Consider the following 12889-nt stretch of genomic DNA (forward strand, 5'->3'; position numbering starts at 1 on the left):
TCGCTCAGCTGAACCGCTTTGCTTCGGTCCGTCCTGAAGACGATGCCGTGAGGCGCCGCCGTCGTCCCATCCAGGCCACGGAAGTTACGGTGAGTTTCGCTGTTTACCGATAGCGCGTAGGTCAGGTCAGGTTGAAGCGACAGGGGTAACTCGAACGTCCGCCCATCCGCCGAAAATCGCGGCGGGCCAGCCACCGGCGGCGGCGCCCCGCCGGGCGCGTTTGTTATCGAGTAGCTGTCCTGTCGCATGGGTCTGTCGAACTCGACCCGCAAAATCGTCGGCCCCGGCGGGACCAGAGACCCGCTCGACGGCAAGGCGCTGACCACGCAGGCGGTCTTCGCTCCAGCGCAAGGACCCTGCGCCTCCGCCGATGAGGGCGCGCCGGACAGCGCTGCAACGAGGACAAGGCTGGCAAGGGCCCCGCCCATGGCGGTCGGCCGGGCGCCCGGGCGGGTGGCGCACCCTGCGACCATCGCACCCGCGGTCAGGACCAGCGCACCGCGACGCATCGCACTCGATGTCTCGGTCATGGGCTTTCTCCTCGGGGGAGGTCTTAAAGCGAATTCATCCGGGAGAACAAGGACAGGTTGCGTCGGCAAGAGGCTCGGCCAGACGCGTTGAACACCGCGCTCCGGGTCCGCTCATCGGCCGCCTTCTCGCAGCGCGGCGTAGCCTTCGGGCGTGACCGTGGGGCGCACGTGCGCCTCCACGGCGGTCCGTCGTGCGACTAGAACCGCTTCTGCAGGATGACGCCGTAGGTCCGGGGCTCCAGCAGGCGCGCGTTGCGGTAGCGGCCGATCAGGGCGTCCTCGATGATGATGTTGGTGATGTTGTCATCGTCGGTGAGGTTCTTCACGAAAAGCCGCGCGCTGAGGCCCATGGGGTCGTTCTCGAGGCGGAACTGCAGGTCGATCACGCCCCAAGCGTCGATGCGGTCGGTAGGCGTATTGTACTCCCGGGCGTAGTAGGCGTCCTGCCAGGTAGCGTCGACCCGGAAGGTCGCGGTCCAGTCGCCGGACCCGACTGCGGTCTGGTACTGGGCCCCCGCCCTGGCCTTGAAGCCTGGCGAGTGCGGCAGTTCGTTGCCTTCGAGGTTGATCTGCACCGTGGGCGTGGTGGCCGTCAGGCTCTGAGCCGGATTGGCGGCGTCCTCGCTCAGGAAGGTCCCGATGCGGGTGTTCAGGTGCGAGAGATTGGCATCGAACAGCCAGTTCTGTCCCAGGGAGTAAATGAACTCGCCCTCTAGCCCGAAGATGTCGGCGTCGGCGTTTCGGGTGACCACGCCGCCATTGATCCGCTGGCCCAGTTGCAGCCCTGTGTAGTCATAGTAGAAAGCCGTGAGGTTGGCCTGCAGGGCGCCGTCACCAAGCAGGTTCTTGGTTCCCACCTCATAGGCGGTCACGGTCTCGGGACCGAAGGTCGGGGCCGTGGCGTTGGAGTTCTGCCCTCCGCCCTTGTAGCCCGTCGCCACGGAGCCATAGACAAGGGTCTTGTCCGTGAAGGACAGGTCGGGCGACCAGTCGGCTGCGACCTTGTAGGTGGTCTTCTGGCCCTGGAACTTTGCGTAGGCCCAGGGGTTGAGACCGGACAGCACGATGGAACGGCTCTCGCCGGAGCGTTCCTCCTCGGTGTAGCGCAGGCCCAACGTCAGGCGGAGGTCCGACGTCACCTCGTAGTACCCTTCACCGAAGAGCGCCCAGGTCTCGTTCTTCCCATTACGGGTCAGGGCCGAGATCCGCCAGGTCTCCGCCGGGCGGCCCTGGGCTTTCTGGAAGAGCTCGATGGACGGATGCCAGGTCTCGAAGCCACCAGAGCTGGTCCCCTGGGCGCCGAAGTAGCCCAGGAGGAAATTGAAGCGGCCTTCGAACTGTGAGGCGAGGCGAAGCTCGCCGGTCTTGGTGTCCCCACGCGAGGTGAAGCTGTCTGTCGTCAGAAGGCGATTGGTCGTGACCTGGGTGTCGCGATCCTTGAAGTAGGTGATCGACTGGGTGAAGCGGAACGGCAGGTCGGCGTTGTCCCAGTCGGTATTCTGCTCGGTGGAGAACTTCGAATAGCCGAGGACGGCTGAAAGCGTGAGCTGCCCGAAGTCGTGGTTGAACTCAAGCGAGGCGGCGGTCTGCTCAGCCGTATAGGTCGGGTCCGTATCGGCCGCGATCCGTCGCAGGTCGGTGGGGTTTGGCGCACCGGCATAGATGTTCCCGCCCGCCGGGAAGGGGGTGAAGATCCGCGACAGGGTCTGCAGGATCGTCGTATTCGCATCAGGGGAGTCGAAGCCAAGGAACCTCGGGTCGCAGCCCAGAACCGGGTGGGCCTTGCAGAGTCTCTTGCCTTCCCGGGCGCGCGAACTGTCCTCCTCGAACCGGCTGAGCACCAAGGTCGCATCGGTCCGATCTCCGAGGTCCAGAACCAGAGAACCCCTGGCGCCCCACTGGCTCCGGCCATCGACGTCATTGCCGGTCGCCTCGTTGCGGGTGTAGCCGCTGCGGTCGAGGGAGTAGCCCGCCAGCCGAACGGCGGCGACCTCGCCCAGGGGCAGGTCGACGGCGCCGCCCACCCGGAGGCTCTCGTAGTTGCCAGCCTGGACATTGACCTCCCCGCCGAACTCGGAGCCCGGCTTGCGGGTGATGATGTTGATCGCCCCGCCGGTGGTGTTGCGGCCATAGAGGGTGCCCTGTGGCCCCCTCAGCACCTCGATCCGGGCAACATCAAAGTACTCGTTCTGCGGCGGATAGCCGACGGCCGCGCCGTTGACGAAGGTCGGTACGCCCGGATCGACCCCGGCCAGGGCGTTGTTGCCGACCCCCCGCAGGGTGAAGCGGTCATTTCCGGTGAGGACGGCGTTGGGGATCGAAAGCTGGATGTCCGTCGCGTCCTCGATCTGCACCCTGTCCAGGGCGACGGCCGAGAAGGCGCTGACGGCGATCGGGACATCCTGGAGGTTCTGTTCCCGCTTCTGGGCGGTGACGACCAGTTCCTCGATCTGATTGGCGGACTCGGCTGCCGTGGATGCGCTGGCCATCAGGGCGATCGTTGATGCCGCAGCGACGGCGGCGGAACGGTAGTTTCGCATCTCGCACTCCCCTCCGGCGGCAGGAAGCTCTCCCTTGACCGCCAGCGTGTTGATTATAGTAGCCGTCAATAGCTAGAGGGGCGGGCGGGGAACCGTCAAGCCCAATTGAATATTCCGTCAATAACAAGAGGGGCGGCATGGAGCGGTCCGAATTTCCCGCCGAGCGAGCCGAGGCGACCCGTCCGGCCTCCCCGACGAGGGTGCAGAAGGTCTTCTACAGCCTTGGCCAGGCAGCGCAGTCCGGCGGCTTCGACACCGCAGTGGGCTTCGTTTTCTTCTACTATTCCGCGGTCCTCGGCCTTTCAGGCGCCTTGGTGGGCGCAGCCCTTGCTATCGGGCTGGCCTTCGATGCGGTGGTGGACCCCTTCATCGGATCGTTCTCGGACAATCTCAAGTCCCGGCTCGGTCGCCGCCTGCCGCTGATGATGGCGGCGATCCTGCCGACCGTGATCAGTGTCGGCCTGCTGTTCTCGCCACCGCCGGATCTGTCCCCACCGCTCCTGTTCGCCTGGCTCGTCGCGTTCTCGGTGGCGGGCCGCACCGCCATCTCTCTATTCCACGTGCCATACGTGGCCCTCGGGGCGGAGCTGACGACGGACTATGCGGAGAGGACGAGCGTCGTGGTCTACCGGTCCGCCGCAGGGGTCCTGGCCGGCCTTGCGATCATAGCAGTAGGATACAGCACCTTCTTCGCGAACGGGGGCTTGCAGCGCGCCGAGGGTTATCCCGGCTTTGGGTGGGTGGCCGGCGCCATCCTGTTCGTCTGCATGACGGCCTGCTGCCTGGGCCTCCTCAGGTACGCAGCGGTCCTGCCACAGCCTGACCAGGTTCCGCAGCCCATGTGGCGGCGGCTCCCCTCCGAGGTGAAGGAGATCTTCGCCAACCGATCGTTCCGGCTGCTCTTCATCTCGGCGCTGGTGACCTACCTGGCCCAGGGGCTGAACGCGACCCTGAACAGCCATTCCTTCGTCTTCGTCTGGCTGCTCAAGAGCGAGTCGATCCAGTTCATCTCCTACGCCTTCGTCGTCGGCCTGCTGCTTGGGGTTGGATCAGCCCCCCGCGTCCAGGCGCGTCTCGAGAAGAAAACCGTGGTGTTGGTGGGGCTCTCCCTTCTGATCTGCAACTGGCTGGTGATGCAGGGCGCATGGCTCGCAGGCGTCTATGCGCCCGTGGGGCAGGCCGCCCTGGCGCCCATGCAGATCAACTCCTTCGTCGCCGGCATCGGGATCGGACTGGTGAGTGTCGCCTATCCCTCGATGATGGCGGACGCCGCCGATGAGCACGAACACCTCTTCGGGCGACGTCGGGAGGGTATCTACTTTGCAGGCCTGGGCTTCGCCAACAAGGCGGCCGTTGGCATCGGAGTCCTCCTTGCGGGAGTGGCCCTTGACCTCATCAGGTTCCCTCGCGAGATCGGCCAGACCATAGGCGCGGTCTTGCCGCATGAGGTCCAGGTGAGGCTCGTTCTGGTCTGGGGACCGATCCCCGCCATCATCGCCGTGGCGTCGATGGTCATCTTCGCGTCCTACGGGATCACAAGGGCCCGTCATGCGGAGATCGCCGCCGCCCTTCGAAGGCAGGGCGCCACGCCGAGTCCGGGCGTCTGAGCTTCAGGATCCGTGGGACTGACCCAGGCTTTGGAGGCCGCCGGTGATCAGGGCCACGCACATCCCTGTCGCTGTCTCCACGTCGAGCTGTCCGTCCGCCACCAGGCGTCCCGCCTGGTCCGTAATCGCTGAAACCATCTCCACGGCCGAGATGGCCACAGGCAGGGGCAGACCATACTCACGCCGCGCGGCCCGCACGAAGTAGCGGACGGTCCGCTCCCTGTCCGCCCGGTTCTCCGCCTCCATAAGGAGAGCGACGGAGGGGTCGGAGAGCAGGGCGGCGATCAGTGCGCCGCGGTCGCGTGTCTGCTCCAGGTAGAGCCGGGTAGTCTGGCGGATCAGGTCTTCAAAGCTCTCGGCCTCCAGGGCGCTGGCCATGCCCCGGTCGCGCAACTCCGCCTGTTCCCGGTTGAGAAGCGCCGTCAACAGGGCGTCCCGCGTGGGAAAGTAGTTGTAGACCAGGCCCTTGCTGATCCCGATGTCGCGCGCGAGCCGCTCCATGCTGACCGCATAGAGGCCCTCAGCCAGGATCAGGTGCGCTGCCTGGTCCAGGATCTGTTCCCGGCGGACCTCGGGCGCCAGCCGGATGCGCTTGCGCTTCAAGGAGGCGTTCGGACTCATGTTGCGGCCTTGCGGTCTGCAGAGCTGACAAAGGGATCTGGCAAGGACTCCTCCGGCAAGAGGGGCTAAGTGTGCCACGATTTCCCAGGATCCAAAGCCACCGGATTCCCGGCGTGCAGTCGCCCCGACCTCGCGACTAGGCCCAATGCGTCGAAGACGCCTTCAGCAGGCGGCTCATCATCACAAGTCGCGCCACTGGACGTCCATCCTTCGCCTCCCGCAGCGTGCTTTCGTACCAGGCGACTTCGGTCTTCGGGGATTCCCCCAGGGCCAGCACCCGGCCATCGGCCAGATAGTCGCGATCCAGGAAGACCGGTCCGTCCAGAAATTCCAGCTCGATCGCGCCGAACATGCCGACAAAGTCGCCGTCGGTGGGGAACAGGGGCTTTTCGACGGCGCGGAGGGCGTCGATGGCCACGGCGGGCGCCGCCACCAGACCTCCGAAGAGCGCCGCGTCGCGGTACTCCGGGAGGGGCTCGGTCACGCCCTCCAGCCGCCTCAGGGCTGTCTTGCTGTCGAGCCGGCTCGGGACATCGTGGACCCTGTCTCCGACGTGCGAGGCCCTGAGGATTCGCAGCTCCGTCGCTGGCCGCTGCTGGGCGACCCTCTGCCGGAGGGCGGAGTCGGGATCCGCGCCGCCGGCCCAGGCCGTGCCCTCGCAGACCCGCACGCCCTCAGGAGTCTCCATCCAGACCGGCGCCCGGCGAACGCCGTCGGCGAGGGTCTCGGCGGCGCCGACAAACGCCTGGACAGGTTCTCCATCCGTGGTGGCGTTCAGGAAGTGCAGGGAAAGTCCCCCTCTCTGTCTCCAGCCATCACCGAACCGCGCGAGCAGAAGCGGCGGGAACTGCTCGCAGTGAATGTTTCCCGCCACGGTCCCGCCCCGGAACCCCAGCGTCTGCGCCGTTGCATCGTCATGGATGGATCCGGCCGCATCTCGTGAGAGATTGACCGGGCGACGGATTGGTCCCGCCAGGACGCCGTTTTGCTCTTCGGCGGTAAAGGGTTCTGTTGTCACTCCCGGCCTCCCTTGACCGCCGCTTGAGGGGCGGATTTATTGACGGCAAGTATAATACAAGACGAGCAACTGTCCATGAAGCTCAGCCTGTCGGACGACGAGATGCGTTTCCGGGATGAGGTCCGCGCCCTCGTTTCTGCGATCTTCCCCGCACCCGAGCACTACGATGGCGGCGAGGTCCACGAGCAGCGCTGGCGCATGGCCCTGCTGGAAAAGGGATGGGCCGCCAACCGATGGCCCGTCGAGTTCGGGGGACCGGGATGGACCCCCACCCAGAACTTCATCTGGGAGCGCGAAGTCACCGCAGCCGGCCTGCCAGCCCAGATCGGGGGCATGGGCATGGGCATGCTCGCGCCCATCCTCTTCGCCTATGGCTCGCCCGAGCAGCAGGCCAGGTTCCTGCCCGATATCTTCCATGACCGGGTCCGATGGTGTCAGGGCTATTCTGAGCCGGAGGCTGGCTCCGACCTCGCCTCGCTCCGGACGCGGGCGGCGCTGCGGGGGGATCATTATGTGGTGGACGGCGAGAAGGTCTGGACCAGCGGCGCCCATCGCGCCGACTGGATGTTCTGCCTGACACGAACCTCGGATGAGCCGAAGCGACAGGCCGGGATCACCTTCCTCCTCCTCGACATGCGCGCGCCGGGGGTCACCGTCCACCCGATCATCTCCATCGACGGGCGGCATATGTTCAACCGGGTGACTCTCGACGGTGTCCGTGTCCCGGTTGCGAACCGTGTGGGCAGGGAAGGGGAGGGTTGGACTGTGGCCAAGGGCCTGCTGACGCATGAGCGGACCGGGCAGGCTTACGTTTCCCTTTCCACCGACCTGTCGCGCCGGATCCGCGAGGTCGGCAGGGAGACCGTCGGATCGGAGGGTGACGACCTGCTTGGCGACGCGGGCTTTGCGGGTCGCCTCGCCTGGGCCGAGATCGAGCTACAGGCCCTCGCCATCACCGAGCTCCGGACCCTGTCCGAGGTTGCCGCAGGCGGCGCACCCGGGGCGCAGTCTTCGACACTGAAGCTGAAGGGAACGGACATCGTCCAGCGCATGACGGAACTCTTCGTCGAGTGCGCCGGGCCCTATGCCGCACCCTGGTTCCCGGAGGTCTCAGGCGCGGAGCCCCCTGAAGTCGGTCCGCCCTGGGTCAGGAGGGAAGTCGCGCGCTACCTCGAAGGCCGGGCGGCGAGCATTGCCGGCGGGTCCGACGAGGTCCAGAGGAACATCATCGCCAAGCAGGTTCTGAAACTCTAGGGCGCGCCAGCGCTCGGCGCAGCTTGAGACCAGACGGATGCGGTCCTCGACTCGGTCTCGCCCTGGGCTTAGCGTCGCCCAAGCGGGAGGAGAGGTGTTGCGAGGGCCAGGTGCACACGCCCCAAACAAGTCAGGCGATGTCTTCCGTCAAGGGGGCTCCGTGGAGCCGTCAGAAGCCTTGCTTGGGCGCCCAATTATTGAAATAAAAGTCAATAAGAGGATCGGGCCGGATGGCCGCGGGGAGAAACTGACATGAACCCGTATTCAACAGTCGGGAGCACAGAGGGTCTCGACGCCCAGCGCGCCTATCTCGAAGCCAACAACGGGATCCGGGGACTTGAAATCCTGGAGCCTGGGGATGTCGCACACGCTGCGGAGCTCTTCCGCCGGGACGGCTTCGTCGTCATCGCACGGGCCCTCGACAGCGCCCAGGTCGAATTTCTGGCGAAGGGCTGCCGGGAGGTGGCGGACGAGATCCTCGCCCTCGACACCGATCGCCGGGGAAACCGGGGCTCCCACCGCTACTCCTTTGGCGGCTCCAGCCTGACCCGCAGCCAGCTCCATCGGCCTGAATGGCGCATGCTGCTGGAGAACACCCTCGTCAACGAGGTGGTGACGACCATCTTCCAGTCGCCCGACTTCGTCCTTCGGGCGGCCAGCGGCGACTTCTGCCTTCCGGGGGCGACAGGCTACCAGCCCCTGCATTCCGATATCCGGGACTGGAAGGACAACACCACGACGCCCTTCAGCGCCTTCCACGATCCGAGGGGCCAGCTGACCATCAGGGACCTGCCCTGTCCCTATGTCTGCGCCAACTTCCTGCCGCAGGACGTGACCCGGCTGAACGGTCCCACGCGCCAGATTCCCGGAACCCAGAACTCGCGGCATCCGATCCCGACCCTGGAGCAGGAGCCCGAGTGGATGCGGCTCAGCACGGTCTGCCCGGCGCCCGCCGGGGCCGTCATGATCCGCGACGTCCGGGCCTGGCACGGTGGGACGCCCAACCTGTCCGACGCCATGCGGGCCATTCCCAACCTGGAGTTCTACGCCCCCTGGTTCCGGGAACCGATCGTCCCGGGGATCAGCTACTCGGACTACCGGACGCTGTCCGAAACCGCCCAGAAGCGGGTCCGCCACTGCGTCCTGGACTCCAGCGAGACCCTGATCACCGGTCCCACCCTGAGGGCGCCATGAAGCACCGACGCCTCGGGCGAACGGCCCTTCAGGTCAGCGAGCTTTGCCTGGGCACCATGAATTTCGGGCCCCTGACGACCCGGGAGGAGAGCTTCGACATCCTCAACGACGCCATCGGGGCGGGGGTGAACTTCGTCGACACCGCCGACCAGTACGGCGGCCGCCTTGGCGTGGGGGCCACGGAGAGCCTCCTCGGCGAATGGCTGGCGGAGGACCGCTCCCGGCGGGACCGGATCGTCCTGGCGACCAAGGTCCATGAACCGATGTCCGAGGACATCAACGACCGTGGCCTCTCCGCCCGGCATATCCAACGAGCCTGTGACGCCAGCCTGAAGCGCCTCGGCGTCGACCACATCGACCTTTACCAGATGCACCACATCGACCGCGCGGCGCCACCTGAGGAGATCTGGCAGGCGATGGACCGGCTCATCGCCCAGGGCAAGATCACCTATGTGGGCTCCAGCAATTTCCCGGGCTGGGCCATCGCCCGGTTCAACGAGAGGGCCGCCGCCTCCCACCGCCTCGGTCTGGTCTGTGAACAGAGCCTCTACAATCTCCTCGAACGTCGCGCCGAGCTGGAGGTGCTTCCTGCCTGCAGGGCCTACGGCGTCGGGGTGATCGCCTGGAGCCCTCTCGCGGGGGGGCGTCTTGCGGGGGCCTCGACGGAGCCCTCCGGTCGCCGCGCAAGCCTCTCCGCAGATGGCAGCGCCGGACGCCTGTCCGACTTCGATGCCCTCTGCGACAGCCTCGGACAGCCTCCGGGCGTCGTGGCCGTCGCATGGCTTCTTCACCAGCCCGGCATGACGTCGGCCATTGTCGGGCCAAGGCGCCGGGAGCAGTTCGCCTCTCTCCTCAAGGCCCCTGACCTGGTCCTTGAGGATGCGGTCCTCTCGCGGCTCGATGCGATCTTCCCGCCCTGCGGTCCAGCGCCTGAGGCCTACGCATGGTGACCCAACCCCCTGCGGGCTGGACCTATGGCGAGGCCGCTGTCACCAGCGGCAGGCTGGCCTACCACCGAACCGGCGGCGGCGGGCCGCCCCTGGTCCTGTCCCACGGACTGACCGACAATGGTCTTTGCTGGGCCCGTCTTGCCGAGGACCTGGCGCCGGATTTCGACGTGATCATGCTTGACGCCCGTGGGCATGGCCTGAGTTCCAGGGTTGGCCCCGGTGAGATCGTCGACCCCGTCGGGGATCTGGCCGAGGCGGTCGAGGCCCTCGGCCTGGACCAGGTCCTGGTCATGGGCCACTCCGTCGGCGCCCGGGCGAGCGCCGGTTTCGCCGCCGCCCATCCGGACCGGGTCCGGGCCCTGGTTCTTGAGGATCCTCCCCTTGTTCCCCCGATGGCCCCCGACGCGAGGAGGAAGAGGCTTGAGAAGTTCCAGGAACAGGTGACCCGATTCAGGTCCATGACCGAGGCCGAGCTCTACACCCTCGGCAAACAGCAGGCTCCGTCATGGGATCCCCGCGAGTTTCCGGCCTGGGTCGCATCGAAGCTGCAGGTGGATGCCGGCGCTCTGCCTCTCCTGAACTCGGACTGGCGCGAGGATGTCCGCGGCCTCCGGTCGCCGACCCTCCTCATCCATGGAGAGTCGGAGCGGGGAAGCATGATTTCGGCCGAGCAGGTCCTTGAGGCCAGCGACCTCAATCCAAATCTCAAGGCGATCCGGATCCCCGGGGCCGGGCACAATGTCCGGCGGGAGAACTTCACGCAGGTCGTCATCGCGGTCCGGGGTTTTCTGGCCGGGGTTTGATCCCTGACGCCCGTCTTTTCAGGGCTGGACCTCTAGCTCCCGGGTCGCTCCGCGGAAGGTCCTGTCTCAGGCCCCGGGCGGCCGAAGCCCCAGGGCGTCGATCTCCGCCATCTCCGCCGTTGAGTAGGGGCCGTCCGCCTCCGCCCGGAGGCAAAGGTCCAGTTCCGACCGGTTCTTGACCCCCAGCACAATCACGTCGAAATCCGGCAGGGAGAGGGCGTAGCGGTGGGCGGCATAGGCGGGGTCCACGCCCCAGCGGGCGCAGAGGGCCCGGAAGGGGGCGGCGCGCTCGAAGTCGCGCCGGTCCGGGCTGTTGGGCGACAGCTCCCGGTCCACCGCCGCCGTCAGGGCGCCGGCCTGCACCGCCCGTATGCCCATCACGCCCAGGCCCGCCGCCTTGGCCGCCCGGGCGATCTCGCGCGGGCGGGCCGGCTCGGCGTAGCGCTTCAGCGCGCCGGGGCTGTCCAGCAGGTTGGCGATCACCTGCACCACCGCCGGGCGGACCGGGTGGGCGAGGGCGTCCAGCACAGCTTCAGGAACGCCGATCCCGGTGATCCCCCACTGACCGATCTTGCCCTTCGCCTTCAGCGCCTCCATGGCCGGGACAACCTCCTCGGCATAGATCGACAGGGCGGTGGAGAACCGGGCCTTGGCGCTCTCGCCGAAGTCGTAGGCGTAGCCGTCGCGGTGCAGGTTGGAATGCAGGAAGAAGAGGTCGATGCGCTCCAGGCGCATGGCGGACAGGCTGGCCTCCACCGAGGCCGCAAGGGCTGCGGCCGTCGCCCCGGGCTCCGGCGTGCCCAGCTGGTGCTTTGTGGTGAACCTCACCCCCGCCGGCGGGCGGCCCGCGAAGGCCTCGCCAATGAATCTTTCGGCGTTGTTGTACATGGGGGCGCAGTCGATCAGGGTGATCCCGGCGTCGACGGCGGCGTGCAGTGTGGCCAGGGCTTCCTCGTGCGGGGTCTCGCCCCAGATCTGCCCGATCCCGCCGCCCAGGCTCAGCCGGCTGACCTCTCCCAGGCCGTTCAGATTCGCCGTCCGCATGTTGCGCCCTCCCGCTTCGATCCGGTCCTCAGCGTTCAGGGATTTCGGCGACCGATGCAATGCACGATAACCGGTCGCCCCTGAAAGGATGGCGGGCCGGCGCCCTTGGACGCCCCACCTTCCGAGGCTCGGATTCTCCGCATTGGCGTTCGCGCCCTACCGCAAAGCAGTCACTCGCCGTCCCGCCATGCCGCCTCACCTCCGGATCGCCCGCCCGGTGTCGGACCTCGACCGCACCCTCTGCATGTATCTCGAGGGGCTGGGTCTGCGGGAACTCGGCGGCTTCCGGGACCATGACGGTTTTGATGGGGTCATGCTCGGAGAGCCTGGCGCCGGCCACCACTTCGAGTTCACGGTTTGCCGCCATCATCCGGTTCAGCCGGCGCGGACTCCTTAGGATCTCCTGGTGGTCTACATCCCGGATTCGGCCGCCTGGGAGCGCAGGTGCGAGGCCGTCCTTTCGGCGGGCTTCCAGGAGGTCTCGTCCTTCAACCCCTACTGGAGCGAGCGCGGACGCACCTTCGTCTATGCCGACGGCTACCGCCTTGTGGTCGAGAGAGACTCCTGGGGCCCGCCAGAGAACCCCTAGGCACGGCCAGGCCGGGCCCCGGCTGATCACCCCCTGGGCGCCATGCCCAAATCCTGTGCGATCGGTTCAGAGATGCAGGGGCGATTATTACGCTGATGGCCAATCGTAATAACTGCGGATAGGGTGCCTGCATGCTGGAACCTGTCTCCCACCTCGCGCGCCTCAGCGTCAGTCTTCCCGCGGAGCTTCTCGCCCAACTGGACGAGATGGTCGCCCAACGTGGCTTGCCCAGCCGCTCCCAGATGATCGCCGAACTGATCCGGCATGAGCTGGCCGGGCACAGGGAGGAGATCGTCGGGGCCCTCGTGGCCGGTACGATCACGCTGATCTACAGGGCGGAGTCAGGCCGGGTGCGTCAGGCGCTGGCGCAGACCCAGAGCGCCTACGTGAAGGAGGTGATCTCCTCGCAGCACGTCTTCCTCGAAGGAGATCAGTCGCTTGAGGTCCTTCTCGTGCAGGGCCCGTCCGAACGACTTCAGCAGTTGTGCGACGAGATCCGTCGCATCCGCGGCGTTCAGCAGGTGCGGCTCGTCACGACAACGGCCCTGCTTCCCCAGCTTCACGAGGCGGGCGAGACTTCGACCAAGGGCGGAAGGGCGGCGTCGTGAGCACCGCGGACCCCTATGGCGCCCAGGCCCATGCCCGGGCCATGGCGGGGACCAGGGTGGAGTCCATGCCCACCCTCCCCGCCCCCGAAGGCTTCCTGTGGGAGGAGACCGTCGCGCCAGGGGGTTACACC

The 12889-nt window shown here is 66.9% G+C and carries 12 protein-coding genes and 1 pseudogene; 9 read left to right on the forward strand and 4 right to left on the reverse strand.

Translation table 11 applies throughout. The features are described from left to right. Window positions 1-727: 727 nt before the first annotated feature. Window positions 728-3070, reverse strand: coding sequence for a TonB-dependent receptor (locus INE98_RS13290; protein WP_293539487.1), 2343 nt, complete (start codon window positions 3068-3070; stop codon window positions 728-730). A gap of 137 nt (window positions 3071-3207) precedes the next feature. Here INE98_RS13290 and INE98_RS13295 point away from each other — a divergent pair, with 137 nt between their 5' ends. After that, entirely contained in the window at window positions 3208-4677 is a 1470-nt protein-coding gene (locus INE98_RS13295) for an MFS transporter (protein WP_293539488.1), read from the forward strand. A 3-nt stretch (window positions 4678-4680) separates the two neighbouring features. Here INE98_RS13295 and INE98_RS13300 read toward each other — a convergent pair whose 3' ends face one another. Together INE98_RS13300 and INE98_RS13305 are read right to left on the reverse strand one after the other, a co-directional pair. Next, complete coding sequence (locus tag INE98_RS13300; RefSeq protein WP_293539489.1) at window positions 4681-5280, reverse strand: TetR/AcrR family transcriptional regulator; 600 nt, start codon at window positions 5278-5280, stop codon at window positions 4681-4683. Window positions 5281-5434: 154 nt separating this feature from the next. Beyond that, entirely contained in the window at window positions 5435-6316 is an 882-nt protein-coding gene (locus INE98_RS13305) for a hypothetical protein (protein WP_293539491.1), read from the reverse strand. 75 nt (window positions 6317-6391) lie between these two features. Between INE98_RS13305 and INE98_RS13310 the strand changes: the two genes are divergently transcribed. The 4 genes from INE98_RS13310 to INE98_RS13325 all read left to right on the forward strand — a co-directional run bounded on the left by INE98_RS13310 (window position 6392) and on the right by INE98_RS13325 (window position 10517). After that, window positions 6392-7570 (forward strand): acyl-CoA dehydrogenase family protein, encoded by a 1179-nt coding sequence (locus INE98_RS13310; protein ID WP_293539493.1) that lies wholly within the window; start codon window positions 6392-6394, stop codon window positions 7568-7570. A gap of 252 nt (window positions 7571-7822) precedes the next feature. Then, window positions 7823-8764: a phytanoyl-CoA dioxygenase family protein gene (locus INE98_RS13315; protein ID WP_293539495.1), complete on the forward strand. Its 942-nt coding sequence runs from the start codon at window positions 7823-7825 to the stop codon at window positions 8762-8764. Continuing rightward, complete coding sequence (locus tag INE98_RS13320) at window positions 8761-9714, forward strand: aldo/keto reductase (protein ID WP_293539496.1); 954 nt, start codon at window positions 8761-8763, stop codon at window positions 9712-9714. Before INE98_RS13315 ends, INE98_RS13320 begins: the two co-directional genes overlap by 4 nt. Beyond that, entirely contained in the window at window positions 9708-10517 is an 810-nt protein-coding gene (locus INE98_RS13325; protein WP_293539498.1) for an alpha/beta hydrolase, read from the forward strand. The genes INE98_RS13320 and INE98_RS13325 overlap by 7 nt, the downstream gene beginning before the upstream one ends. Window positions 10518-10583: 66 nt before the next feature. On the opposite strand, the gene INE98_RS13330 is transcribed toward INE98_RS13325, so the two are convergent. Beyond that, window positions 10584-11561 carry an aldo/keto reductase gene (locus tag INE98_RS13330; RefSeq protein ID WP_293539500.1) on the reverse strand — a complete coding sequence of 326 codons (978 nt, stop codon included), beginning with the start codon at window positions 11559-11561 and terminating at the stop codon, window positions 10584-10586. 142 nt (window positions 11562-11703) lie between these two features. Here INE98_RS13330 and INE98_RS13335 point away from each other — a divergent pair, with 142 nt between their 5' ends. The 4 genes and pseudogenes from INE98_RS13335 to INE98_RS13350 form a co-directional block, all read left to right on the forward strand. Continuing rightward, a complete protein-coding gene (locus tag INE98_RS13335; RefSeq protein WP_293539502.1) occupies window positions 11704-11958 on the forward strand; it encodes a hypothetical protein in 255 nt (84 codons plus the stop codon). 9 nt (window positions 11959-11967) lie between these two features. After that, window positions 11968-12150, forward strand: a complete 183-nt coding sequence (locus tag INE98_RS13340; RefSeq protein ID WP_293539504.1) for a hypothetical protein — start codon at window positions 11968-11970, stop codon at window positions 12148-12150. A 131-nt stretch (window positions 12151-12281) separates the two neighbouring features. Further along, window positions 12282-12758, forward strand: coding sequence for a CopG family ribbon-helix-helix protein (locus INE98_RS13345; RefSeq protein WP_293539505.1), 477 nt, complete (start codon window positions 12282-12284; stop codon window positions 12756-12758). Then, window positions 12755-12889: pseudogene (locus INE98_RS13350) on the forward strand (urea carboxylase); the annotation flags it as partial. The gene INE98_RS13345 and the pseudogene INE98_RS13350, both read left to right, overlap by 4 nt.

Origin of the sequence: Phenylobacterium sp., assembly GCF_020253645.1 — a bacterium.
Taxonomy (GTDB): Bacteria; Pseudomonadota; Alphaproteobacteria; order Caulobacterales; family Caulobacteraceae; genus Phenylobacterium.

Bases quoted from the DNA above. Each gene is read 5' to 3' on its own strand.
- INE98_RS13290 (WP_293539487.1), bottom strand. From the start codon at position 3,070: ATGCGAAACTACCGTTCCGCCGCCGTCGCTGCGGCATCAACGATCGCC.
- INE98_RS13295 (WP_293539488.1), top strand. From the start codon at position 3,208: ATGGAGCGGTCCGAATTTCCCGCCGAGCGAGCCGAGGCGACCCGTCCG.
- INE98_RS13310 (WP_293539493.1), top strand. From the start codon at position 6,392: ATGAAGCTCAGCCTGTCGGACGACGAGATGCGTTTCCGGGATGAGGTC.
- INE98_RS13315 (WP_293539495.1), top strand. From the start codon at position 7,823: ATGAACCCGTATTCAACAGTCGGGAGCACAGAGGGTCTCGACGCCCAG.
- INE98_RS13320 (WP_293539496.1), top strand. From the start codon at position 8,761: ATGAAGCACCGACGCCTCGGGCGAACGGCCCTTCAGGTCAGCGAGCTT.
- INE98_RS13325 (WP_293539498.1), top strand. From the start codon at position 9,708: ATGGTGACCCAACCCCCTGCGGGCTGGACCTATGGCGAGGCCGCTGTC.
- INE98_RS13330 (WP_293539500.1), bottom strand. From the start codon at position 11,561: ATGCGGACGGCGAATCTGAACGGCCTGGGAGAGGTCAGCCGGCTGAGC.
- INE98_RS13345 (WP_293539505.1), top strand. From the start codon at position 12,282: ATGCTGGAACCTGTCTCCCACCTCGCGCGCCTCAGCGTCAGTCTTCCC.